31 protein-coding genes and 1 tRNA gene are annotated in these 24623 nt (G+C 32.3%); 8 read left to right on the forward strand and 24 right to left on the reverse strand.

Annotation, left to right across the window (positions count from 1 at the left end; all coding sequences use genetic code 11):
* Positions 1-55: 55 nt before the first annotated feature.
* The 7 genes from ACQH6S_RS06540 to ACQH6S_RS06570 all read right to left on the reverse strand — a co-directional run bounded on the left by ACQH6S_RS06540 (position 56) and on the right by ACQH6S_RS06570 (position 4200).
* Entirely contained in the window at positions 56-430 is a 375-nt protein-coding gene (locus tag ACQH6S_RS06540; RefSeq protein ID WP_425360902.1) for a type II toxin-antitoxin system VapC family toxin, read from the reverse strand.
* A gap of 23 nt (positions 431-453) precedes the next feature.
* Positions 454-696, reverse strand: a complete 243-nt coding sequence (locus ACQH6S_RS06545) for an AbrB/MazE/SpoVT family DNA-binding domain-containing protein (protein ID WP_425360259.1) — start codon at positions 694-696, stop codon at positions 454-456.
* A gap of 354 nt (positions 697-1050) precedes the next feature.
* Complete coding sequence (locus tag ACQH6S_RS06550; RefSeq protein ID WP_094649374.1) at positions 1051-1665, reverse strand: NADH-quinone oxidoreductase subunit C; 615 nt, start codon at positions 1663-1665, stop codon at positions 1051-1053.
* A gap of 1 nt (position 1666) precedes the next feature.
* Complete coding sequence (locus ACQH6S_RS06555) at positions 1667-2188, reverse strand: NADH-quinone oxidoreductase subunit B family protein (protein ID WP_341748900.1); 522 nt, start codon at positions 2186-2188, stop codon at positions 1667-1669.
* Positions 2189-2192: 4 nt separating this feature from the next.
* Complete coding sequence (locus tag ACQH6S_RS06560; RefSeq protein WP_094649372.1) at positions 2193-2567, reverse strand: NADH-quinone oxidoreductase subunit A; 375 nt, start codon at positions 2565-2567, stop codon at positions 2193-2195.
* Between the two features lie 189 nt (positions 2568-2756).
* Entirely contained in the window at positions 2757-3503 is a 747-nt protein-coding gene (gene virB9 / locus ACQH6S_RS06565) for a P-type conjugative transfer protein VirB9 (RefSeq protein WP_094649371.1), read from the reverse strand.
* Position 3504: 1 nt separating this feature from the next.
* Positions 3505-4200 (reverse strand): VirB8/TrbF family protein, encoded by a 696-nt coding sequence (locus tag ACQH6S_RS06570; RefSeq protein ID WP_094649370.1) that lies wholly within the window; start codon positions 4198-4200, stop codon positions 3505-3507.
* A gap of 178 nt (positions 4201-4378) precedes the next feature.
* Here ACQH6S_RS06570 and dcm point away from each other — a divergent pair, with 178 nt between their 5' ends.
* Positions 4379-5737 carry a DNA (cytosine-5-)-methyltransferase gene (gene dcm / locus ACQH6S_RS06575; RefSeq protein WP_341748901.1) on the forward strand — a complete coding sequence of 453 codons (1359 nt, stop codon included), beginning with the start codon at positions 4379-4381 and terminating at the stop codon, positions 5735-5737.
* A gap of 108 nt (positions 5738-5845) precedes the next feature.
* Here dcm and ACQH6S_RS06580 read toward each other — a convergent pair whose 3' ends face one another.
* Both ACQH6S_RS06580 and ACQH6S_RS06585 read right to left on the reverse strand, forming a co-directional pair.
* A complete protein-coding gene (locus ACQH6S_RS06580) occupies positions 5846-5983 on the reverse strand; it encodes a palindromic element RPE2 domain-containing protein (protein ID WP_425364439.1) in 138 nt (45 codons plus the stop codon).
* A complete protein-coding gene (locus ACQH6S_RS06585; RefSeq protein WP_425360261.1) occupies positions 5943-6536 on the reverse strand; it encodes an Eco47II family restriction endonuclease in 594 nt (197 codons plus the stop codon). Before ACQH6S_RS06585 ends, ACQH6S_RS06580 begins: the two co-directional genes overlap by 41 nt.
* Positions 6537-6733: 197 nt before the next feature.
* Here ACQH6S_RS06585 and ACQH6S_RS06590 point away from each other — a divergent pair.
* Positions 6734-6807, forward strand: a tRNA-Gln gene (locus tag ACQH6S_RS06590).
* Here ACQH6S_RS06590 and ACQH6S_RS06595 read toward each other — a convergent pair.
* A complete protein-coding gene (locus ACQH6S_RS06595) occupies positions 6775-7230 on the reverse strand; it encodes a hypothetical protein (RefSeq protein ID WP_425360262.1) in 456 nt (151 codons plus the stop codon). The genes ACQH6S_RS06590 and ACQH6S_RS06595 overlap by 33 nt on opposite strands.
* A 544-nt stretch (positions 7231-7774) precedes the next feature.
* Here ACQH6S_RS06595 and ACQH6S_RS06600 point away from each other — a divergent pair.
* Positions 7775-8464, forward strand: coding sequence for an HD domain-containing protein (locus ACQH6S_RS06600; protein ID WP_425360263.1), 690 nt, complete (start codon positions 7775-7777; stop codon positions 8462-8464).
* Here ACQH6S_RS06600 and ACQH6S_RS06605 read toward each other — a convergent pair.
* The 3 genes from ACQH6S_RS06605 to ACQH6S_RS06615 all read right to left on the reverse strand — a co-directional run bounded on the left by ACQH6S_RS06605 (position 8427) and on the right by ACQH6S_RS06615 (position 10563).
* Positions 8427-9353: an MFS transporter gene (locus tag ACQH6S_RS06605; RefSeq protein WP_425364440.1), complete on the reverse strand. Its 927-nt coding sequence runs from the start codon at positions 9351-9353 to the stop codon at positions 8427-8429. The two genes, ACQH6S_RS06600 and ACQH6S_RS06605, sit on opposite strands and share 38 nt — an antisense overlap.
* Before the next feature lie 3 nt (positions 9354-9356).
* Positions 9357-9767 (reverse strand): MFS transporter, encoded by a 411-nt coding sequence (locus tag ACQH6S_RS06610; protein WP_425360265.1) that lies wholly within the window; start codon positions 9765-9767, stop codon positions 9357-9359.
* 448 nt (positions 9768-10215) lie between these two features.
* The gene (locus ACQH6S_RS06615; RefSeq protein ID WP_425364441.1) at positions 10216-10563 is read right to left on the reverse strand and encodes a proline/betaine transporter; all 348 of its coding nucleotides are present in this window, start codon (positions 10561-10563) and stop codon (positions 10216-10218) included.
* 41 nt (positions 10564-10604) lie between these two features.
* Between ACQH6S_RS06615 and ACQH6S_RS06620 the strand changes: the two genes are divergently transcribed.
* The 4 genes from ACQH6S_RS06620 (at position 10605) to ACQH6S_RS06635 (ending at position 12693) form a co-directional block, all read left to right on the forward strand.
* Positions 10605-10976: an IS630 transposase-related protein gene (locus ACQH6S_RS06620; protein WP_425364376.1), complete on the forward strand. Its 372-nt coding sequence runs from the start codon at positions 10605-10607 to the stop codon at positions 10974-10976.
* Positions 10940-11458: an IS630 family transposase gene (locus tag ACQH6S_RS06625; protein WP_425364377.1), complete on the forward strand. Its 519-nt coding sequence runs from the start codon at positions 10940-10942 to the stop codon at positions 11456-11458. The genes ACQH6S_RS06620 and ACQH6S_RS06625 overlap by 37 nt, the downstream gene beginning before the upstream one ends.
* Positions 11459-11839: 381 nt before the next feature.
* The gene (locus ACQH6S_RS06630; RefSeq protein WP_425364376.1) at positions 11840-12211 is read left to right on the forward strand and encodes an IS630 transposase-related protein; all 372 of its coding nucleotides are present in this window, start codon (positions 11840-11842) and stop codon (positions 12209-12211) included.
* Positions 12175-12693 carry an IS630 family transposase gene (locus ACQH6S_RS06635; RefSeq protein ID WP_425364377.1) on the forward strand — a complete coding sequence of 173 codons (519 nt, stop codon included), beginning with the start codon at positions 12175-12177 and terminating at the stop codon, positions 12691-12693. Before ACQH6S_RS06630 ends, ACQH6S_RS06635 begins: the two co-directional genes overlap by 37 nt.
* A gap of 14 nt (positions 12694-12707) precedes the next feature.
* Here the strand turns inward: ACQH6S_RS06635 and ACQH6S_RS06640 are convergent, their stop codons facing one another.
* From ACQH6S_RS06640 to ACQH6S_RS06655, 4 genes are all read right to left on the reverse strand, one after another.
* Positions 12708-13394, reverse strand: a complete 687-nt coding sequence (locus ACQH6S_RS06640; RefSeq protein WP_425364442.1) for an MFS transporter — start codon at positions 13392-13394, stop codon at positions 12708-12710.
* 299 nt (positions 13395-13693) lie between these two features.
* On the reverse strand, positions 13694-14335 hold the full coding sequence (locus ACQH6S_RS06645) for a hypothetical protein (RefSeq protein ID WP_425360267.1): 642 nt from the start codon (positions 14333-14335) through the stop codon (positions 13694-13696).
* A 21-nt stretch (positions 14336-14356) separates the two neighbouring features.
* Positions 14357-15016, reverse strand: a complete 660-nt coding sequence (locus ACQH6S_RS06650) for a hypothetical protein (protein ID WP_425360268.1) — start codon at positions 15014-15016, stop codon at positions 14357-14359.
* Positions 15017-15019: 3 nt separating this feature from the next.
* On the reverse strand, positions 15020-16252 hold the full coding sequence (locus ACQH6S_RS06655) for a hypothetical protein (RefSeq protein ID WP_425364443.1): 1233 nt from the start codon (positions 16250-16252) through the stop codon (positions 15020-15022).
* A gap of 1013 nt (positions 16253-17265) precedes the next feature.
* Between ACQH6S_RS06655 and ACQH6S_RS06660 the strand changes: the two genes are divergently transcribed.
* Positions 17266-17928, forward strand: coding sequence for an HD domain-containing protein (locus ACQH6S_RS06660; protein ID WP_425360270.1), 663 nt, complete (start codon positions 17266-17268; stop codon positions 17926-17928).
* Positions 17929-17947: 19 nt separating this feature from the next.
* Here ACQH6S_RS06660 and ACQH6S_RS06665 read toward each other — a convergent pair whose 3' ends face one another.
* From ACQH6S_RS06665 to uppS, 7 genes are all read right to left on the reverse strand, one after another.
* Positions 17948-19273: an MFS transporter gene (locus ACQH6S_RS06665; RefSeq protein ID WP_425360271.1), complete on the reverse strand. Its 1326-nt coding sequence runs from the start codon at positions 19271-19273 to the stop codon at positions 17948-17950.
* Between the two features lie 150 nt (positions 19274-19423).
* The gene (locus ACQH6S_RS06670; RefSeq protein ID WP_425360272.1) at positions 19424-19702 is read right to left on the reverse strand and encodes an RC1041 family protein; all 279 of its coding nucleotides are present in this window, start codon (positions 19700-19702) and stop codon (positions 19424-19426) included.
* Between the two features lie 171 nt (positions 19703-19873).
* On the reverse strand, positions 19874-22087 hold the full coding sequence (locus ACQH6S_RS06675; RefSeq protein ID WP_425360273.1) for an ATP-dependent DNA helicase RecG: 2214 nt from the start codon (positions 22085-22087) through the stop codon (positions 19874-19876).
* Positions 22088-22168: 81 nt separating this feature from the next.
* Positions 22169-22780, reverse strand: coding sequence for a ribonuclease D (locus ACQH6S_RS06680; RefSeq protein WP_341759876.1), 612 nt, complete (start codon positions 22778-22780; stop codon positions 22169-22171).
* Positions 22781-22789: 9 nt separating this feature from the next.
* Complete coding sequence (locus ACQH6S_RS06685; protein ID WP_094649264.1) at positions 22790-23131, reverse strand: FtsB family cell division protein; 342 nt, start codon at positions 23129-23131, stop codon at positions 22790-22792.
* Positions 23109-23834 (reverse strand): phosphatidate cytidylyltransferase, encoded by a 726-nt coding sequence (locus tag ACQH6S_RS06690; RefSeq protein WP_425360274.1) that lies wholly within the window; start codon positions 23832-23834, stop codon positions 23109-23111. Before ACQH6S_RS06690 ends, ACQH6S_RS06685 begins: the two co-directional genes overlap by 23 nt.
* Positions 23794-24483 carry a polyprenyl diphosphate synthase gene (gene uppS, locus ACQH6S_RS06695; RefSeq protein WP_192866928.1) on the reverse strand — a complete coding sequence of 230 codons (690 nt, stop codon included), beginning with the start codon at positions 24481-24483 and terminating at the stop codon, positions 23794-23796. Before uppS ends, ACQH6S_RS06690 begins: the two co-directional genes overlap by 41 nt.
* Positions 24484-24623: the final 140 nt, after the last annotated feature.

The raw sequence follows: 24623 nt of genomic DNA on the forward strand, positions 1-24623 counted from the left end.
GTAGTAATGACGTTTTTATGCTGTTATAAAAATTATAGGGTATGCTTTTCTTAAACTAACGTACTAAAATGATTTTTGTGGTAATATTATCAGCTACTTTTAACCAAATTTTATCAGTAGTATAAATCTCCATGTTATAATAGCAACCAGTTGCTATACATGCTCTGTCACCTAAAGATAGACCATAATCCTTTGTTAATCGACTTAACTTACCGGTCTTGATAGCTATATTTTCGCAAAATGGTATGATTTCTGGTACTATATCTGCTACGATTATATCAATTTCATTTTCTGCTATATTAGACCTAGTCAGGACAGAAACTAATTCACTTAAATTAATTGATGCTATACTACTACTTGCGATAACATCCTCTAATATTTTATAACCTGGTTCTTTTTTTAATAAGGCAATGATTGCTGATGTGTAAATATTTTTTTGTCTTGATCAAAGGTTTAGAACCTGTTGACATCTTCACTTCTCATAATTTCCAACTCTTTTTGCAAGTCAATATCCTTGTATTTACTTAAAATATTTCTGGCTCTTTCTACATTAGCATGAAAAGTTAAAACTATTAATTCAAAATCTTTATATTTAATAGAAACTTCATCACCTGCTTTAAGTTGTAGCTTTTTTCTAATCTTAGCTGGGATAGCAAGTCTGCCATTGCTATCTATATAACTTTTTAGTGCTGTCATGATATATACCTATAATATTAAGATTAATATAAATCTACAACTATATACAGTTTAGCTAAAATTATAAAAATGGTCAATTTAATAAATAATTGAATCATAAAAATATTATGTTGACTATAGATATGAATAAAACAGGAGATATATAAATTAGCAGCAAAATATTAGAGGTTTGATGACTTAAAATCCGCATCCTCGTAACTGGAGTGAAAATTCATCAGGTAAGATAATTTTCCTTAGTGATTTTTTTATTTGTAGTTCTCATAAAGAAACAACCAGATTTTAATCCCTAACCATAAAAATTTTATTTGGAATATATTATGACCTAACTCTTTATTTTTGAATTTATAATTGCTGTTATAAAATACGTTTATTTGCTTTCTCATCCCCAGGTAATATATAACTAGCTCCTTTCCAACTTGATGAAAAATCAAATTCTCTATATGGCTGATCGAGCTTAACTGGCTCATATACTACTTTTGCTAGAGTTTCATCATATTTAACTTGTACGTACCCAGTTAATGGGAAATCTTTTCTAAGAGGATGACCAACAAAATCATAGTCTGTTAGAATACGGCGAATATCATGGCTCCCAGCAAAATTTACCCCAAACATATCATATGCTTCACGCTCATACCAGCAGGCAGCACTAAAGATTTTGGTAATTGAAGGAATTATGTCATTTTCTCCAACCTCAACTTTGACTAGTATACGTTTATTTAATTTAAGACTTAGTAAATTATACACTACTTCAAACCGTTTCAAACGGTCTAAAAAATCAGCAGCAAATAAATCTGTCAACACGGTAAAACGTAAATTCTCAGATTGCTTAATTGACGATAAAAATGGCAACAAGCTTTCTATAGTAGATTTATAAGCAGCAAAATGTATATTTGAACCATTTGACTGTACAGGTAACACAGCTATTTCAAGCCCTTGATTTTTTATCAATTTATCAATAATCTCTTCCATATTATACACTAGCACTCTTAAATCTAGTAGTTCTTTTAATTTTCCTTTGTAATTGCATTAAGCCATAAATCAAAGCCTCAGCCGTCGGAGGACAACCTGGTACATATACGTCTACTGGTACTATTTGATCACAGCCACGCACTACTGAGTAGGAATAATGATAATAGCCACCACCATTGGCACAGCTTCCCATTGATAGAACCCATTTAGGTTCAGTCATCTGGTCATAAACTTTTCTAAGAGCCGGAGCCATCTTATTGGTTAAGGTTCCTGCAACTATCATTAAATCAGATTGACGGGGGCTTGGTCTAAACAACATACCAAAACGATCCATATCATAACGGCTGGAAGCAGCTTGCATCATTTCTACTGCACAGCAGGCAAGACCAAAGCTCATAGGCCAAAGTGAATTAGCTCTAGCCCAGCCTAGCAAATCATCAAGTTTAGTTATCAAGAATCCTCGATTTGAGATTTCTTCTGCAAGTAGCTTGTCTTGATCATATAAATCTATTTCTGCTTTCATGTAATTACTCCCAATCTAATGCTCCTTTTTTCCATTCATATATAAAACCAACAGTAAGTACAAATAAGAAAAACATCATTGAAAAAAAACCAAATTTACCAATTTTCCCAAGCGTAATAGCCCATGGTATCAAAAAAGTTACTTCTAAATCAAAAATAATAAATAAAATAGCTACTAGGTAAAAACGTACATCAAATTTGCTCCTAGCATCACCGAAAGGGTCAAATCCGCATTCATAACTATCCAGCTTAGCCTTATTATATTTCCGAGGACTCAAAAGCCTCGGTAATGTAACTATTATCAACGACAAAACTGATGCTATAGCAAAAAATACCACTATAGGCAAATATTCTTGTAATATGTGCGATGTTTCCAACATTAGTAATTACCTTAAAAAATATATCTTCTAACTTTCAACAGTTGGAACCTCACGTCCTCAAGCCGTCATTGCGAGGAGCCGCTAAAAGCGGCGACGCGGCAATCCATAAAAGTAAATAGAAATGGATTGCTTTGCTCTAGGAGATTTTTGTTATTGTAGGCAGTCTCTCCTAGGGGTTAGTTCTAAAGCTTAATACGGTTTAAATGCTTCATTAAACACGCATACTATTTTTTTGCCATGACGTATTGACAATTTGTGAAATACCTGTTCAATAATCACCATATTAGCATTATCTTGAGCAAGTCGATAATTTACCATCGATTCTCTAAGAGCTTCATCAACTGCAAAAATAGCTGGTAACTCAGCATTTTTATCTCTAAATTGTAAGTAAGTATACACTCCATCATCAAAAATTCTAATTGGGGCAATTGATTCATTACCACTTATCGAATAATTAAAATTATATTTCTCCGGATGAGATAAATCAAGGTTAGCTGAGGATGTAACATAAGTTTGCAAATAATCTCCTGAATTTTCATCATCAGGATAGATAAATCTTAAATTAAAAACCATTTCTGGATCTCTCATGTCCGAAGCTTCTGCAGCATATAGTTCAAAAAAGTAAGTTCGCTTGTTAGTAATAATCGTCATATTCGTTGTAGCATCTTGTTCCATTGGCTTAATGAAAATCCTATGACCGGCTGGTACTATTTGCCAAGAAGTAGTATCCCCCATGGAAATACTAACTATTTCCTCCTCTTTTGCTAGCTCTATACTAGCTTGATAACCGTAGTATCCGGTGAATTTAAATACATCATCGGGACTATACACCATTACCCTAATTCTGCTATCGATCGGCAATGGTCTAGATTCTCTAACAGCTAAAGCAGTATTTACAGAAAATACTACCACAAACAATATTATTAATCGCTTCATTTTATTTCTTACTTTTATCTTCTATTAATTTAAGTTTGTAACCAGTAACCACAAAATTAAAATTTGAGTTAGGAGGTAAATGGATATTAATGGCATCTATTTCAAAATTTATTGTCGCTTGCCAAACCATATTTTCCAAAATATCATTAGCAGAATTTTTTGCCACCGATGTAAATATAACCTCAGCCTTATTATTCTTATGATAAACCACTGATAATATATTAACAGAACGCCTTAAAGACCTTTGGTAACGCATAACTGGTGACAATGAATTGTCAATATTCATAAAATTGGCAAATTGTCTAAATATTATACGTGTAGAACTATTCTGAATAAACATAAATTGAGGACGAAGAAAATCATAATCATAAGATTCTCTGTGTATCACATAATTTTTAATCATAATATCTGCAATAGAATTAATTGCATTACTTTTTATATGATTAGCGTTAGTTATTGTTGCACTCTTTAGAGATTCAGCACTAATTGCGTATCTTACCTGACGAACTGTTGGTAATAAACTGTTAACACTAACCACTACACCTAGAAATAATGCCAAGAAAACTACCGTAAATATCAGCAAAAATGATCTGTGTACAAGCGGATATAAATATTCAAAATTATACCATCTTCTAGCATCAACAAAATATTCCCCGGACTTAATATATTCTTGAACAGAGCTTGATACCTTATCCATTAGCCTAAAATAATTGATTATCTTACTTAGTATTAGATTCTAGCACATATTAACAAAGAAGTTATTATTTTTTTATAGCTACTCCGAAAAAATTTGATTATATAGTGTTGAGGTTACTGATTGACATTAACCATGATTTATATAATATAGTAACCTGTACATAAGAAAGGGTTACTATATGTCTAATGAACATCAGCCACATGATACTATAGTCAATTTAGGAGAATTAGATAGCAGGAAAGATGGAGCGACGCCTATAAGTAATATGCGAGCATTGAGCGACGACGTCACCAACTTCTCATCAATTGACTATAATTCCCTAATTACTATTGCAAGGGCTAGTGCTTTGTTAGGAGTATCGTTTGATACTATCAGAAAGTGGGAAAAAAAAGGGCTTGTAAAAGCATACAGAAATAAAAATAAACACCGTTTTTTTCAATCTGAAGAATTACAGAGACTAAAATCAAAATTATCCGGGAATAATAATATAGGATTCAAAATATTACAATCAGAAAGAAAAACCAATTTTCAAGTTTTAGAACTATTTGCTGGTGCCGGTGGTTTAGCTTTAGGATTGCATAATTCCGGTCTTAAAGGTTCTCTTTTTGTAGAAATAAATAAAAATGCAGCTGATACATTAAAAACTAATATGCCAAGCTGGCATGTTATTAATGATGATGTAAGTAAAATATGTTACAAGAATATTTATGCAGATATTTTAGCTGGTGGATTCCCCTGTCAAGCTTTTAGTTATGCCGGTAAAAGGCTTGGTTTTGAAGATATACGCGGTTCTCTGTTCTTTGAATATGCAAGAGCAATAGAACAAATAAAACCTAAAATTATACTAGCTGAAAATGTTAAAGGACTGGAAAAGCATGACGAAGGTAGAACATTATCAACTATGATTCATGTTCTAAGTCAATTAGGGTATCGTATCGCTTATAAAGTTCTAAGAGCACAATATTTAGATGTAGCTCAAAAAAGAGAACGATTAGTAATTATAGGGGTAAGGAACGACTTATCATGTTCTATTATATTTCCTAAAGAACAAGATTATACTATTAGTATAGCTGAAGTGCTAAAGGATGTTCCAATATCTGATGGTCAAACTTATACTGCTCAGAAAAAGAAAATAATGGAATTAATACCAGAAGGTGGATACTGGCGAAATTTGCCTGATGTTTTACAAAGAGATTATATGGGTGCTAGCTATCATCTAAGTGGTGGTAAGACTGGAATGGCAAGAAGACTTTCTTGGAATGAGCCGTCCCTAACTTTGACTTGTAATCCTGCACAAAAACAAACAGAACGATGCCATCCGTCGCAGACGCGTCCTTTAACAATACGCGAATACGCTAGAATACAGAGTTTTCCAGATTCTTGGAAATTTGTTGGTTCAAGATCATCGCAATACAAGCAGATTGGTAATGCTGTGCCTGTTAATCTTGCATATCATATTGGTAGATGCCTTGTGGCAATGCTAGAAAATTATTTTGATCCTCTTAGCATGACTATTTTGCCTGAAACGCAGATTTAAAGAATTTTTTTATAAACTCATCGTTTTGCCCTGTATTAATTTTGAATTCTGGCTGTAAGTTTGATATGATGGTTGGGGTTATCTCAAATAATTGTTCAAGAGCATCATCTACACCAGTTGCAAGTGCATATAGTCAATTGATGAGAAGTTGGTGACGTCGTCACTCGTCGCTCGCCTATTACTTATAGGCGTCGCTCCATCGCTCCTAGCACCAAATTCCCCTGAATTGACTATAAAAACTATCACCATCTATTTGTCGTGTCAAACGGTTTCTTGGGCATATAACACCAGTGGAAGCGTTAGAAGGAACAAACTCAATATTATACCGCTTTGGTTTTTTAGGAATTATCTCAATGTAATATGCTGTATATCCTTTATACATATGACCTTTTTGCATTACTAAATTTTCTAATTTATAATACATAGAAGCTTTGTCTGAACCCTTAAGAGTATTATGTTTATTTTTTACTTCTCCAATGATTTTTTTATCGTGATTGACAATATCTACCATTTGACCAGAACTTAAACTTTCCCATCCATCAAATGCCCCTAATATTTGTTGGTGAAAATCACCTAGGTGATTTGATAAAGTTTTTTGTGATTGACGGGATTTCTCACTCTTCAGCCACTCACTAGAATTAATTTTAAAACTAGCCATTTCAAAGATAATAGAAAACGGATCCACAACATTACGATCAAATTTTTTCTCTGCTTTGATCATTGCTGCCCTGCCTTTATCTAAGACAAATTTAACAACCTTTTCAAGTGTAACATCATCTATAAAGCTTAAATAAGACATTATTCGTAAAATGATTAAATTTGATTAAATGTAACTGGTAATTATACTTAACTTAAATGCTTAATGCAATTACCTTTTAATTGAATAATGGAGACAATAAATAAGGCGTACAAAATTTTTCTTACACATGAATGTCTCATAAGTTATAAATTATTTGACTAGATAATTGTTTGTTGCTATAAGCTATCTTAGAGTGATGGGGCGTAGCCAAGTGGTAAGGCAACGGTTTTTGGTATCGTCATCGGTGGTTCGAATCCATCCGCCCCAGCCATTCGGCGCAATTTGCTACTTTTTGCAATTCTGTGAATGGAAAATCCAGAACGTAATGCAGTTTACAGCCCTCGAGTGTTAGGTTCGAAAACATAAAATTTAATAATTCCCTTTTTTCAACAATTGTCGAACCTTTAAAAGTTTCATAGGCGTTTGTGCTGATACATATAAGGTCTGCAAGCTTTTTAGAAAGCTTATCATCTACTTTGTCATAACTCTTAATTAATTCAATTAATTCATATTGTCTTTCCTTTAATTGAGTTTTCTTATGCAAAAATTCTTCTCTAGTTAAGGTGCCATCTGCTAAGAAATCCATCAATCTATTTAGTTTATTTTGAATAACGGTATGCTCTTGTTTTAATTCGCCAACTTCACGGTTAAATTCATAAGCCTTGCCTTGATTGACATTTATTAAATAATCCATTGTTTGTTTTAATATCTCAGTATCTTTTATTTGTAAGGTTTTTAATACTTCCTCAATTTGCCTTAATATTTCATCTTCCCTGATCCAAATAGCTTTTTTAGGCTCTTCTGGACTCCAAGCTCTTAAGATTTCATTTCTGATTAATTTTTTATTGCAAAAGATACCGTAATGTTCTAACGTTTGTCATTCCAACTGTTATTCTAACCAGCTTCCTAATAAAGTCAATCTTTAGTTGCCGATTCTTTTTCTTCATCTATTCTAAGTCGAATTTCGATAAATCTTTGGCAAAACCTTATAAAATTTCTTGCTAGTAATACCAACTCTCTAGCTTGGTAGGTCGAGGTTACGAAGCCACTATATCTCTTTAGAACAACAGAAAAAATTATAATTGGAAATATATAAGACTCGATTGATTTATATAGGGTTGTAACTTAAATGTAACAAAATACTTATTATTTTAAGAAGCAAATAATAAATTATTTGCTAGTATTTTAATTTTTAGTTTAATATACTTTATAATTAAAATAATGTGATGGGTATTAAAATGGAAGATATTAATGATTGGGAAACAAAATACGAAGATTGCAAATATTCTGAGAGGTTACTAAGTAAACTAATGCAGATAAACCAGGAAGTAACTATACCAGTAGATATTGATATGGTTAAAAAAGGTATATATTACGCCAAAAAGTATCATGGTTCGCAGATGCGACAATCTGGTGACCCATATTATTCTCACCCGATAGAGGTGGCGTATATGGTTGCACAGCACACAGCATTAAAGGTACCAAAATACTTCAGGACTGATATGATCATTACTAGCTTACTGCATGATACTATTGAGGATACAACTCTTACCGAAGATATGATTGCTGTGATCTTTAGCAAGCAAATTGCTAATCAAGTGGTAGATTTGACCCGGGTAAAATCTTATGGGAAGATTAGTGCGGCAGAAACAATGAGTATATTATATTCTCAAAATAAGAAAGATATTTTAATAATAAAACTCTTTGATCGAATTCATAATATGCAAACTATTGGTGCAAAATCTCCTGAGAAGATTAAGAAGATAATAAAAGAGACTTTAATTACATTTTTGTCAATAACCACAACTATTAGTGAGTTAGAATTAGAAAATGAATTAGCTCAATTATGTTTAAATGCTTTGGAGAACAACAATAGCTATAGATTTTCTTTTAATTATAACTTCCAATTGCCATCTCTAACTTTTTAAAATGAGAGATAGCAAATGTATAACCCGTAAGGATTGGAATAATCATGAATAATAACCCCCAATGACTAAAATAATCTACCAAATAAATAATACCAAAAGAAGCTGCAGCAAACATTAAAGAACGTGATAAAGCAAATATAAAACTAGTATATGTAAAACGCTTAAATACTGGGAAATGCATACAAAATACAGCAAAACCTGGAAAGCCTGTAGGAGCAACTACTGTAAAAAATATTTGAATAAAAAATAACTCTATTGGACTTGATATATTCTGTAATAAAATAGGGCATATAACAGAAAAAATAGAAAATATTATTAATTGTACTTTAAGAATCTTCAAAGGATGTATTCTGTAAACAAGAAAAATGACTATTATACAGCCTAATATATCCGTTAAAGTCACGATGAAATTCTGATGGATAATTTGTTCTGCACTATATTGAAAAGTATTTTTTAGAATATTACCACAATAAATATACCCTATATAAAACCATATAGGACCAGTACATTCTATTAAAAAATAAGCTATTGTAGTTTTTCGGTTAACTTTTTCTTGCCAAGCCGGATTAGATTCTAGCTCTTCTGTATCTATATTAGCTTTCTCAACTATGTTTTTTATTCGTTTTTTAGCATTGACAAATTCAGGAGTTTCTTTAAGAGCTGTTCTTGCTACTGCACCAATTAACGCAATTCCGGCACCAAACCAAAATGCCATACGCCAATTAAATCCAAAAGAAGTAACTAGTGAAGCTATACCTAAGGCTGCTGTTGCTCCTAAAGCTGAACAAGTTACAATGATTGCAACAGTAGCATATCGTGTCGATGTCGATTGTTTGACCATTTCTGTTAAATAAAGTTGAGCTCCGATAACTTCTCCCATAGAAGACATACCTTAAAGAATACGACAAATAGTGATAAGCCATGCAGCACTAACACCAATTTTTTCGTATGTTGGTAGATTAGCCATTACTAAACAGGATAATGACATCATAAAAGTGGTGATGATAACAGTTGCTTTACGTCCAATATTATCACCTATCCAACCAAATATAACAGCTCCAAAAGGTCTCAGTAAGTAAGTGGAACAAAATGCAGCTCCTGAGAGAATAGTTGCAGTATGAGGATCAGTTTTTGGAAAAAACAATTCATTCAACAATACTGCCATATGGACATATAGCATCAGATCAAAATACTCAAGGAATGTGCCAATTGACAACAGTCCAACAGCTTCTTTTTGTTCTTTAGTAAGGGTAGTTTGCCGATCAGGGATAATTCTGGCATTTTCTTGAACAACTTTACTCATAGTTGACCTGGTTTTGTTGTTGACTTCTGATAGCTCATATTTTTTCAATATTTTGTGTTAATATATTTAGTATATAATATTTTATCGCTGCACTAAGTGATATAAGAAAAATAATTATATATTTAAGTTGAAATAACAAATTTCTAGTTGTAACAATATCACGATCTTAATATGGCATTAAAGTTTTATAGCAACTTGAGAAAACAAAATACGGGGTTGTAACTTAAATGTAACAAAATACTTATTATTTTAAGAAGCAAATAATAAATTATTTGCTAGTATTTTAATTTTTAGTTTAGTATACTTTATAATTAAAATAATATGGTGGATATTAAAATGGAAAATATTAATGATTGGGAAGCAAAGTATGTAAATTGTAAATATGCTGAATGTAGAGAATATAATACCAACGAACTAGAAATTTTGTAATTGCAAATTTAAACATATACTAATCATTGCGTAACTTCTCCAACATTGCAAAATGACGCAGACCAAATCCATATGCCACAAGGAAAGGTACAAATAATATTATTATGCCCCAATTACCAAAAGAATCTATTAAATAGATTAGCCCAAAAGACGTAACAATATACATTGTTGCCCGTATCACAGCAAATGAGATACTAACACATCTAAAACGTTTAAATACAGGAAATTGCTTATAAAATATTGGTACTGCTGGGAATGTTCCTGTTTTAAGTAGCAATATAAAAAACTGCAATAATAATAAATAAAAAGGCGATGGGATACTAGTCAATATATATGGCACAAATATAATAATACTATAGTAAATCAAATTGAATTAGGTGATAAGATGTGGTATAAATAAAGGAAAAAATGTCAACAAGTCCATATAGTCAAGATTTAAGAGAAAAAGTAATAAATTATATAGAAAAAGGTAATAGTCAAGAATCTGCTGCTAGAATATTTGCTATACATAAAAATACAATTAGCCGTTGGAACGTAAGGAGAAGAAAAGAAGGAACAGTGCTGGCAAGAGCTAGACTAGGATTTAAAAGTAAGATTGATAAAAAAGCATTGGAATATTTCGTAACAAATAACCCTAATAGTAAGCTACAAGAAATTGGTAAGAATTTTGGAATTACAGGTTCTCAAGTAGCTAATATATTAAAAAAGTTAGGATTTAGTTATAAAAAAAAACCTTTAGCTATTTGGAAGCAAGTGCAGAGAAACGATCTGATTATTTAGAAAAGATCAGTAAATATGATAAAGATAAAATAGTATATCTTGATGAAAGTGGGATAGATATGACAATTTGCCAAGATAGAGGTTGGGGTAAGATAGGAGAATTATTGATTGGCAAGAAGAGTGGGAAGCATTATCAAAGGACTAATATAATAGCTGGTTTAGTAAATAACAAACCAATAGCCCCTTTTGTTTTTAATAAAACTTGTAATACAGAACTATTTAATAATTGGGTTGAAAAATTTTTGATTAAAGAGTTAACAGCAGGACAGGTTGTAGTGATGGATAACGTTAGTTTTCATAAATCTCAAAAGACAAAAGAGCTAATAGAATCAGTTGGTTGTGAAGTTATTTTTTTACCCCCATATTCTCCAGACTTAAATCCAATAGAAAAATTTTGGGCTAATATGAAGCGATGGATTCGAAACAAAATAGCGGAAATTGGTACATTATCTAAAGCTATTTCTGCATTCTTTGTCACCTAATTCAATTTGATTTACTATAGCACAAATTATTAATTTCGTTTTTAAAATTTTTAGAGGGCATATTTTATAACTCAAACAAGCATATAGAATACCGGTAAGTAACTCTTCTATTGCAACGAACAAGTTATGTCCAATAATTTGTTCAGCACTATAATTGAAGGTGTTTTTAAGTATAGTGCCACAATATACATATAGCAAATAAAACCAAATTGGTCCAGTCGATTCAATTGCTAAATAAGCTAATATAGTTTTTATGTTAACTTTTTCATTTAGCATTTCTTGATTAGTAATATCCTTTTTCTCTAAACCGAAAGTTTTAAGTTTATTTATAGTAAATCAAATTGAATTAGGTGATAAGATGTGGTATAAATAAAGGAAAAAATGTCAACAAGTCCATATAGTCAAGATTTAAGAGAAAAAGTAATAAATTATATAGAAAAAGGTAATAGTCAAGAATCTGCTGCTAGAATATTTGCTATACATAAAAATACAATTAGCCGTTGGAACGTAAGGAGAAGAAAAGAAGGAACAGTGCTGGCAAGAGCTAGACTAGGATTTAAAAGTAAGATTGATAAAAAAGCATTGGAATATTTCGTAACAAATAACCCTAATAGTAAGCTACAAGAAATTGGTAAGAATTTTGGAATTACAGGTTCTCAAGTAGCTAATATATTAAAAAAGTTAGGATTTAGTTATAAAAAAAAACCTTTAGCTATTTGGAAGCAAGTGCAGAGAAACGATCTGATTATTTAGAAAAGATCAGTAAATATGATAAAGATAAAATAGTATATCTTGATGAAAGTGGTATAGATATGACAATTTGCCAAGATAGAGGTTGGGGTAAGATAGGAGAATTATTGATTGGCAAGAAGAGTGGGAAGCATTATCAAAGGACTAATATAATAGCTGGTTTAGTAAATAACAAACCAATAGCCCCTTTTGTTTTTAATAAAACTTGTAATACAGAACTATTTAATAATTGGGTTGAAAAATTTTTGATTAAAGAGTTAACAGCAGGACAGGTTGTAGTGATGGATAACGTTAGTTTTCATAAATCTCAAAAGACAAAAGAGCTAATAGAATCAGTTGGTTGTGAAGTTATTTTTTTACCCCCATATTCTCCAGACTTAAATCCAATAGAAAAATTTTGGGCTAATATGAAGCGATGGATTCGAAACAAAATAGCGGAAATTGGTACATTATCTAAAGCTATTTCTGCATTCTTTGTCACCTAATTCAATTTGATTTACTATAGCAGCCTTCTGGTTGCATCAGCAAATTCTGGTGTTTCTCTCAGTCGCGTTCTTGCTATAGCTCCCACTAGAGCAATCACTGTACCAAATAAAAAAGCATATCGCCAATTAAAGCCACGTGAAGTAACCAACGTTGCAATACCTAAAGCGAATACTGCCCCTAAATCAGCAAATATAGAAGTAATAGCAACAACAGGATATTGCAGTGGGGGCTTGGTTGTTTCCGTTAAATATAATTGAGCTCCTATTACTTCTCCTAAAGATGACATACCTTGAACTATCCGACAAATAGTGATTAATACCGAAGCGGTAATCCCAATTTGGGCATAAGTCGGCAAAATAAACATCATCAAACAAGAACATGCCATCATGAAAGTTGTGACAACTAGTGTAGTTTTACGACCTACTTTATCGCCTATCCAACCAAATAGCAAAGCCCCAATTGGTCGAAAAACAAAAGTAGCACAGAAAGCAAAAGCCGACAGCAGAGTAGCAGTGTGCGGATCAGTCTTTGGAAAAAACAATTCATTCAACAATACTGCCATATGGACATATAGCATTAAGTCAAAATATTCAAGCAATGTTCCTATTGACAGCAACCCAACAGCTTCTTTTTGTTCTCTGGTAAGGCTATTCTGGCGATCAGGGATAATCCTGGTATTTTCTTGAACAACTTTACTCATAGTTGACCTGGTTTTGTTGTTGACTTCTGATGGCTCATATTTTTTCAATATTTTGTGTTAATATATTTAGTATATAGTATTTTATCGCTGCACTAAGTGATATAAGAAAAATAATTTTTATTCTGGCGTCATTGCGAGACCACATAGTGGTCGTGGCAATCCACACTTATTGGATTGCTTCGTCGGCTTACGCCTTCTCGCAATGACGTTTTTACCCTTTCATTCCCGCGTAGGCGGGAATCTAAGACCCCTACCTACGCAGGGGTGACAATTCTTCTACGCAGGTATGACATTTTACACTAATGATGATGAGGGTAATGAGAACTCTCTCCACCCATGGCAACATTTCCTTCATCAAACGACGTATCATGCAACCCGCTGTCAGCAGAGGTATCATGGGCAGAAGTCGATGCCCCATGTTCATCATAAGTTGCTGCAGTGTTTTCTTCAGTGAAACAGCTCTGTATTAACTTGCCTCCCGGTAGTTTGATAGCGTGATTAAATTTATCCATCTGCTCGAGAACTACTGCCATATCTACTCCTTTAGTAGGAATCTCCTTATGAGTCTTTTCTACTAATTTGATAAGATTCTTAATTTCAGGTTCCATATATTTAGGGATTACTGGTTTATTTTCAGTTTTAATGCCCTTAAGTTCCTTAGGAGTAAACTTCAATGCTACACCATAAAATAGAGCAGCTATGTCAGCATCTTCCTTTACCCCTAATCCCTGTCCAAAACATTTAAACAACCAAAAAGGAGCTTCTTTACCACCTAAAACTAAAGCTTGCCAAAAATCTTTAGCAGCAAGTCTCCAACAGGCATCTATCTTTTCCTGAGATTCACACCTATCTTCCATATCCATGGCTAACCCATAATAACGTTCTCCTGAAAATTGATATTCTTTTGCAGTAGTTGTGACTTCATTTTTTGATTTTGCCATAATCTTATCCTCCTATTTTATTTATAAAATGCCAAAACCGTTTCTAGACGTAACATTGTTAGTTTTTCTAGAATTATGGTTTTTAGTAACTATTGCTGTTTTACTCTTACTTGACAGATTCTTTGTTAATTCCAATGTTTTAGATTTAAGCTCTTTTGCTTTGGAAGTATCTTGGGTATTTTTCTCAGTAAAACAGCTCTGTATTAACTTGCCAGATGGAAGTTTGATAGCATTGTTAAATTTATCCATCTGATCAAGGAGTTTCTCCATAGTTATACCCTCAGCAGGAATTTTAGCATCAGTATCTTTTACTAGTTTTACCAACGTATCAATCCTAGGCTGCATAGATTTAGAAATTATTGGTTTGTTTTCAGTTTTAATATTATCAGCACAATATTCCGGGGTAAGTTGCAATGCTGTACCATACATTAGAGCAGCTATGTCAACATCTTTTTTTACACCTACCCCTTGTCCAAAACATTTAAACAAAGAAAGAGGGGCTTTTTTACTACCTAAAGTTAAAGCTTGCCAAAATCCTTTAGCAGCCACTCTCCAACTAGCATTTATTTTTTCTGGCAGTTCATTCCTATCTTCCATGTCAACAGCTAATCCATAATAATACTCCCCTGAACGTTGATATTCTTCTGCTGTAACTAATACTTCATTTTTTGATTTTGTCATAATTTACCACCTACCAGCTCTGCCTTTTTTGGGATCCGGAGCTTTAGCATTAGGAGTTTCATTAGGTGTTATTGTTCCATTTTTCTCTCCAATAGCAGTTTTTCCTACTGCTATTGGCTGTTTTTGCCCATAGCCTAATTTCTCTTTTATTTGCTCAACCTGTTCCGTTACTTTATTTATACGTTCTTTCTCATTAGAGTTGGGAGCTACTTGCTCTGTATCAGAATTTTGTTGTAGTAACATAGCAGGTGATGTTAATGGTGCTGAACTCCTAGACCCTGGCGATGGTGAAAGAGATATTTCTGTAGATATTTCTTTAACTAACTTTTTGGGAGTAATATCATGTTTTTCTGGAGTAACACCACATATCTTATTAATATCTGCAGCAATATTTTGAAAAAATGCTTCATCATTCTTACGCCCTGCCTTCTTAGCAAGTTCTGCCCCTCGACGAGTCTTTTCAACATCTTTCTCCATCTCCTTATAATGTTCTGCACATTCTGCTTTCTTGACTTCAGCTAAACCATGGTGATGCTCATGATATTTCCTTGTATTAGCCAAAGAAACTCTTTCTGGATGATTTGCTGGTAGATGGGCAACTTTTTCTTCAAGTTTTTTGATGTTCTGTATTTCAGCAGAATGGAGTTTTGTCTCCTCTTCGGCTGTTTTGTCGGTTTGTTTAATATGTTGCCAACGTCTTTTTTCTTCTTCTATTTGTGCCGGGGTTTTGGTTAATTTTTTCTTAGTCTCTGCATCAATTTCCCTACCTTCTTCGATAGCTTTTATTGCATTATCTAAATGTTTACTCTCTTCTTGTTGTTCCTTGAGATAATCCTTATGAAAAGAATCAAAAGCTTTATATACCCCTGCTACTTCTGCACGTCTTTCTATTTCCTCACGTAATTTTTCTGCTGCTGCCGCCGCTTCCTCTTCTATTCTTTTGACTTCAGCAGCTCTGTTTTCTTCATTAATCAAAGCAACAATTGCTGATTTAACCCGTTGTTCTTCTTCTTTAAGAGTCAATTCTAATTGTTCAAACATTTCCTTAATATTGGCAAATTCTGCAACTTCCGGATGAGCATCAAGAACATTGGCAAGCATAGACTTTAATGATTCGAAAGTAACTGGGTTCAAGTCCTTTACACGACCTTTGATATCATTAACAACATTCATTATTTGAGCAAAGTCTGCACTATCTTTCTTCTTCCCTTTATCGTCCTCAAAATTATCAGCCATATATCGTGTTTTCACCGTGTTTAAACCTTGTTAGCAATAGTTACATTTTTAATTAAATATAACCTGCATTAAATAGTCAACTAATTTTTTATTAAAATATAGTTATTTTTTCTTAATAAAGACAATGTTCAATAATTCACTGGCATTAGATATGGTTTTGATGGTTAGTACCCCTTAATTTCGTGTGGTATTTTAGCAATATTTTTTTTATTTCTTTCGGAGATGATTAGTGTGGTAATATTTTCTCTATAGCTAAATTATTGATATATCAAAGTTTTACAGCTAATCAGCAACCCAATAGTCATTTACAATGAATTCAATTTAAATTAACATATAATTTTTTGATACTCGATAATCAAGTTTTTTTGCAGATTTGAATAAAATATAGGATCATGGTTTTCATCCCTGCTTAACTTAGTTTCATACCTGCTTTGGTGCGGGGTCTAGCCTACGCGGGAATGACAGGGTAAAAACGTCATTGCGAGGAGCTACTTTAGTAGCGACGAAGCAATCCATGAGAATTAGTATAGATACATCAAGACTATATGGATTGCTTCGTAGGCTTACGCCTCCTCGCAATGACGTTTTTATGCTGTTTAATACTTATAGAATAAAAATTGTATTGCTATGGGGCTAGATTCCCGCCTACGCGGGAATGACAAATTTTGCGTTTAAAGATAGCTCTGTAAAAAACTTGATTATCGAGTTAAAGGCGATTTAATTGCCAATGCTTGGCAACTAGATTGGACTGTCGGCATCCATAAAAATTTTGTTCATTTAGACCGACGTATTTATTATAATCAATTAAAACAGATAATATTTTTATATTATAAGTTAGAACAACAGAAAAAATTATAATTGGAAATATATAAGACTTGATTGATTTATATAGGGTTGTAACTTAAATATAACAAAATACTTATTATTTTAAGAAGCATATAATAAATTATTTGCTAGTATTTTAATTTTTAGTTTAATATACTTTATAATTAGAATAATGTAATAGGAGTTATATGGAAGATATTAATGATTGGCAAGAAAAATATGAATCTTGTAAATATGCTGATAGGTTACTAAGTAAATTATCTGAGCTAAATCAGCAAGTAACTATACCTGTAAATATTAATGAGATTACAAAAGGTATATATTACGCCAAAAAGTATCATGGTAGCCAAATGCGACAATCCGGTGATCTATATTACTCCCATCCGATAGAGGTAGCGTATATGGTTGCCGAATATACCGCACTAAATATGCCAAAATATTACAGAACTGATATGATCATTACCAGTTTACTACATGATACTATTGAAGATACAGCTTTTACCGAAGAGATGATTGGTAGAGTTTTTGGTGAGCAAGTTGCTAGTCAAGTGGTAGATTTGACTCGGGTGAAATCTTATGGAAAAATCAGTGCGGCAGAGACAATGAGTATATTATATTCTCAAAATAAGAAAGATATTTTAGTAATAAAACTATTTGATCGAATTCATAATATGCAAACTATTGGTGCAAAATCTCCTGATAAGATTAAGAAGATAGTTGGTGAAACAGCACAGAGTTTTCTAGCGGTATGCACTTATTTTGGCTATATAAATTTGGAGAATTATTTGTATAAATTATGCCATAACTCTGTATCTAGAGAACATAATACCAATGAACTAGAAGTTTTGTAATTGCAAATTTAAACATATACTAAGCATCGCGTAACTTCTCCAACATTGCAAAATGACGCAGACCAAATCCATATGCCACAAGGAAAGGTACAAATAATATTACTATGCCCCAATTACCAAAATACTCTATTAAGTAAACTAATCCAAAAGAGACAACAATATACATTGTTGCCTTTAGCACAGCAAATGAGATACTGACACATCTAAAACGTTTAAATACAGGAAACTGCTTATAAAATATTGGAGCTGCTGGAAATGATCCTGTCTGAAATAACAATATAAAAAACTGCAATAATAATAAATAGAAAGGAAACTGATTAGTTAATAAATATGGCAAAAATATAATAATACTAGCAAAAATTACTAATTTTATTTTTAAAATTTTTAGTGGATATATTTTATAACTCAAATAAGTATATAGAATACTAATAAGTAGCTCTGCTATTTTAACAAGCAAGTTATGATTAATAATTTGTTCAGTACTGTAATTGAAGGTGTTTTTCAGTATAGTAGCACAATGTATATATACAAGATAAAAAATAATTGGTCTAGTTGACTCAATTGATAAATAAGCTAATATAGTTTTTATATTAACTTTTTCATTTAGCATTTCTTGATTAGTAATATCTTTTTTCTCAAAACCGAAAGTTTTAAGTTTATTTAGCAGCCTTCTGGTTGCATCAGCAAATTCTGGAGCTTCTCTAAGCCGTATTCTTGCAATAGCTCCCACCAAGGCAATCATTGTACCAAATAAAAAAGCATATCGCCAATTAAAACCATATGCAGTAACCATCGCCGCAATACCTAAAGCGAATACTGCTCCTAGATCAGCAAATATTGAAATGGCACCAACAACAGGATATTGCACTGGTGGTTTGGTCATTTCCATTAAGTATAATTCTGCCCCTATGGCTTCTCCTAAGGATGACATACCTTGCACTATTCGACAAATAGTGATTAATATCGAAGCGGTAATCCCAATTTGGGCATAAGTCGGCAAAATAAACATCATCGAACAAGAACATGCCATCATGAAAGTTGTGACAACTAGTGTAGTTTTACGACCTACTTTATCGCCTATCCAACCAAATAGCAAAGCCCCAATTGGTCGAAAAACAAAAGTAGCACAGAAAGCAAAAGCCGACAGCAGAGTAGCAGTGTGCGGATCACTCTGTGGAAAAAATAACTCATTCAACAATACTGCCATATGAATGTAGAGCATCAAGTCAAAATATTCAAGTAACGTTCCTATTGACAGCAACCCAACAGCTTCTTTTTGTTCTCTGGTAAGGCTAGTCTGCTGATTAGGAATAATCCTGGTATTTTCTTGAACAATTTCACTCATAATTAACTCAAATAATTGTTTTTTCGGAATAAGTAGCCGAGTTTCTAAAAGCAATAGGTAAATCACCACACTCTTTTGCCAATTTCTCATCAATTGACTATAGCTCAGAATTTTCTGGAAGTAATTTTACTACCACGTGATTTCGCTAATTTAATTATTTTCTTTCTTTGCATCTTGGCTACTATTGACGATAGTTGATTGTTGTTGTCTCGTCAATTTATTCTTTTCTTCTATGTAATTAAGAAAAAAATGAGTAAATATTAAAAACCCAATTATCATCGGAATAAAAACAAATATAATAGCATTGCGTTTTCTAATAGATTCTTCACGATCTAAACGATCCTCTTGCTCCTCGTATGTTTCCCCTAATTCATTACGCCATGTATCTTCTTGATCTGAATTATCTTGATCTGAGTTGTTTTCTAGCATTTTATACCTTTTATTAAATATTATTTACAATAACTTAGAGATTAAACTATAAAAAAATTATACACAAGTATAAATTAAATAAAATTAATATTTAATCTTTACTTATATTAATTTAAATTGAATTTATTGTAAATATTATTGAATTTTTAGTTAGTTATCTTCGGCAATTTCCTAGTTTAATTCATTAAATTCTACTTTAGCAAATAATTTTGTTTGAAGTGTCAATAATTCTGAATGATTATTTGAACTTTCTTCTGCCAATTTATTAGCTTTAGTTAAAAGGTCTAAGTCTCTAGCTAGATCAGCAAAAAAGAATCTTATCTCACCACTTTGCTTTGTTCCTAATATTTCTCCGCTACCTCTTAACAGTAAATCCTGCTCAGCTATATAAAAGCCATCATTACTATTTCTCATCACTTCAAATCTAGATTTTGCAAGTATAGTTAATTTTTGAGGATCATATAGAAGAATACAATGAGATTGTAACATTCCACGTCCAACTCTACCTCTTATCTGATGTAATTGAGCTAAACCAAACTGCTCGGCATTCTCTATGACGATTAAGGTGGCATCTGGGACATCAATACCCACTTCAATTACAGTTGTTGCAATAAGAATTTTAATATTACCATTCTTAAATTGTTGCATAATCGCATCTTTTTGTTCATTTTTCATTTTGCCGTGTATAGTAGTTGTAATGTTAGGGTAGGCGGTTTCAATGGTAATGAATCTGGTATTAACGTCAGTCAGCCCAGTAGACCTCTTGCCTAACTCTACTTCTGATGGTAATTTGGACAATGATGCGGTACTCGAATCCTCGCGTACATTAGAGTACGCTGCGGTTCTGCGTTCCGCGTCTCCTTCAAATTCCTCAGCATAAGCGAGTTTTGCAAGAGGTCTAGTGTTTTTTTCCTGGGTTACTAACTCTTCATCAGTTTGCTCGATAAGGGGGCATATCCAGTAAATTTTTTCTCCAGATGTTAGTTTTTTATCCAAAACGGAAATTACATTATTTAGTTTTGTTTTGGGTAAGATGCTAGTAGTAATTGGTAGTCGATTTTTTGGCTTACTGGTTAATTTAGAAATATCCATATCTCCAAACATAGTCAAAGTAAGGCTTCTAGGAATAGGGGTGGCTGTCATTACTAAAACATCGGGATATGAAGCTTTATTAATTAAATCAAGCCGTTGTTGTACACCAAATTTATGTTGCTCATCAATGACAATATAACCTAGATTTTTAAAAATTACTTTTTCTTGAAATAATGCATGAGTGCCAATTAATATATCAATATCTCCGTTTTCTAGCTCTGATAATAGCTTATTGCGTTCTTTGCTAGATATTTTTCCAGTAAGTAAACCAATCTTTATTCCGCTTTCACTTAAGGCTTTAACAAAGAATTGGTAATGTTGATTTGCTAATAAATCAGTAGGAGCCATTAGTGCAGCTTGAAATTTATGATATACTACATTGACTATTGTTAATAAAGCTACCAGGGTCTTGCCAGACCCTACATCACCTTGCAGTAAACGCATCATTTCTGTAGGAGATAATTGATCTTTTTCAATTTCTTCAATGACTTTTTTTTGGTCATATGTTAGTTCAAATCCTAATATTTTAAGTATTGATTGTTGTAGCTGAACGGATTTAGTAAATGAATTACCTTGTTTTAATTTTGTTTGTTGACGGAGATGTTGTAATGATAGCTGGTTAGCAAATAGTTCTCTTGCTGCTAATCGTCTTAAGGATTGAGTTTGTAATTTAGTATCATGAACTTGGTATAAATGCATGATTTTTAAATCATTTAATAAAGATTCAATATAATCCTTTATTTCTTGAAAATTTTTAGGGATACTGTTACACTCTTTTTCAAGCAAATCAATAGCCTTTATTATATAGGAATAAAGTTGCTTATTAATTATTCCATAAGTTAAAGGATAAATTGATTGTATAGAGTTGGTAAGTTTTTTATCAAAAATAAATATTGGGTGAGATATTTGAGCTAAGCTAGAGAATATTTGTACCTTGCCTTCAATTATTTGCTTACTACCTATCGTAAGTTTATTTAGCAGAAAATAAGGTGGTCTATTAAAAAATATCAGTAGAATAGAACCGGTCTCATTAGATACTAAGATTTTTAAAGGCTGCTTTCTGCTTTTAGGAACAAGAATTTCTTCAATTGTTACTTCCGCTTGAATTAACTGTCCATTTTTCAGTAAAGATAAATTGGGCGAAATTGTTTTAACTTGATAAGAAGTAGGGCGGTAAAATAGCAAATCTCTTAAATTGATGATCCCCAATCTTTTAAGTCCATCAATTATATTATCACTAACGTTAATATGTGATTTAATTGGTAGGAAAAAAAACTTACTGATAGTTAACATGTTTTATTACTATATAGTTTTGTCTTTTTAATGTCATACCTGGGAAAGCAGGTATCCAGATTCCCGCTTCGGTGCGGAATCTTAGTGCATAAAAATATCGATATCGTTCCAGCCTATCAGATCCAAATTAGCTCTAATAGGTAAGAATTTAAAAATTTGTTTTGCAAGGTCTAGCCTATTTTCGGCTAATAATCTATCTTGTAAGATAGAACGTAGCTGATGTAAATAAAGGACATCTTTGGCAGCATATTCTTTTTGTTCTTCCGTAAGCTCATTTCTTCCCCAATAGGAAGATTGTTGTTGTTTAGAAATTTGCACTGAAAGCAATTCGCGACATAAATCTTTTAAGCCATGGGAATCAGTGTAGGTTCTAACCAATTTAGAAGATATTTTGGTACAGAAGATATTCTCTAAATCAATTTCAAGATATTTCTTTATTGCGGCTAAATCAAATCGAGCATAGTGAAATATTTTACACCGATTTTTATCAAGTAATAATTTTTTTAAATTAGGTGCTGCATAGTTCTTGTCAATAAAGTTTACTAGATAAGCATCACCATCACCATTACTCATTTGCAAAAGACATAATCTATCCCTATGCACTTTTAATCCCATCGTTTCTGTATCGATTGCTAAGTCTCCAGCAATATTAAAATTTTCTGGAATATCATTGTAAAAAACTATAGTGCTAATAATAACCTCCTAATCTTTTATATTGCTTACCACATATTTTACGGTAAATACCTGTTCTGTTGGAGAAGCCACTCCTAGAACTCTTCTAGCTTCTTGGTCAAGCATATCCTTGTCTAGAGATTCTGGTCTAAGTAGTTTTACTTTATGTTCAAGTTCAACACGTTCTGCCCTTAAAGTTTCTAGCTCACTATAGGCTTTTTCCAGTCGTTGATTTAATGTAAAATAAGCAATAATTCCCCTATTACCATAAATAGAATGGAAAATAAAATAAGCTAATAGTAAAGAAAGCAAAACATTAAATATTATAATTTTGGATCTTTTAACTAAATCAATAAGATATTGATAATTCATAATATTTTAATAATAAAAATAATATTGGGGCGGTGAGAATTATGCTGTCGAATCGGTCTAAAACGCCTCCATGACCTGGTATTATAGTGCCACTATCTTTAATAGCAAATTTGCGTTTGAAATATGAAATAAATAAATCGCTCATTTGTGCTATTAGTGCTAAACAAAAAGCTGCTATAATTAAGTGCCGTTTGTTTAACAAATAGTAAGTTGGCAAATCAAACCCTGGCAGCAAACTCAATAAAAATGCCGCAACCCCGCTAGCTAATACTCCTGTGATTAATCCACTCCAAGTTTTGTTAGGACTAATCTTGGGAGCAAGCTTAATACCGCCTATATTTTTCCCGCCAATCATAGCAAATATATCAACTGACCATATTATAGTAAAATAGAGTAATAATAGCCACCGATTTTTATCTTCAGTAGCAATTATTACTAAAGATATAATAGGAATGGGAATAATAATCAACCCAAATAATCCATAAAGAAAGGACGATTTGGCTATTGATGGTTTGGTCATCTGATACCATTCATATAACATACCTACGGCAATTAATAACATCAATATATAAAATAACGACTTGATAGATATTATCGATATAATAAATACCGGTCCTATTACTAAGGCTGATAATACTCTCATGAATATATTAGACTTTTTCTTACCTGCCACCAAAAGTCCTCTTCCTTTTTGAGTAATCATCTAACGCTTCTAATAAATCTTGTTTGTCAAAGTCAGGCCAGTATTTAGGTGAAAAATATAGTTCAGCATATGCGATTTGCCATAATAATAAATTGCTGATTCTATATACCCCACCAGTGCGAATTAATAAATCTACATCTGGCATTTCTGGATCATACAGATAATTAATAAACTCATGTTCACCAATATTTGTTTTACCAGAATCGATAATTTTCTGACAGGCATCAACAATTTCTGCTCGCCCGCCATAGCTAAAAGCAAGACAAAGAGTTATTTTATTATTATGTTTTGTTAATTCCATAGCATCATGAATTTGTTTTTGTAACACAGAATCCAACAAATCCAATTTACCGATAATTTTTATTTTAACCCCATTCTTGTGCAGTGCCTCAGTCTCATTTTTTAGATAATAACGTAATAATTTCAATAAAAATGTGACCTCAGTCTTTGATCTACGCCAATTCTCTAATGAAAAAGTATAAAGTGTAACGTAAGGTATATTAAGTTCTATAAAATTTGCTAATAATTTTTTTACTTTATCAGCACCTACTCTATGTCCTTCAAATTTAGGTAGGTCTTTCCCTAATGTCCACCTAGCATTACCATCCATGATGATAGCTAAATGATTTACTTTGTTGATTGTACTCATATTTACTTTTGTATTATATAGCTAATCTTGGTAAGTTTTTAAATGTTATCCCTATTTTGGTGCAGGAATCTCTATATCTCGCAATTGTCGAAAGTTAGAAGAAGATGTGGGTTTTAGATATCTTTTCTGTCATTGCGAGA

The organism is Candidatus Tisiphia endosymbiont of Mystacides longicornis (genome assembly GCF_964031095.1).
GTDB lineage: Bacteria > Pseudomonadota > Alphaproteobacteria > Rickettsiales > Rickettsiaceae > Tisiphia.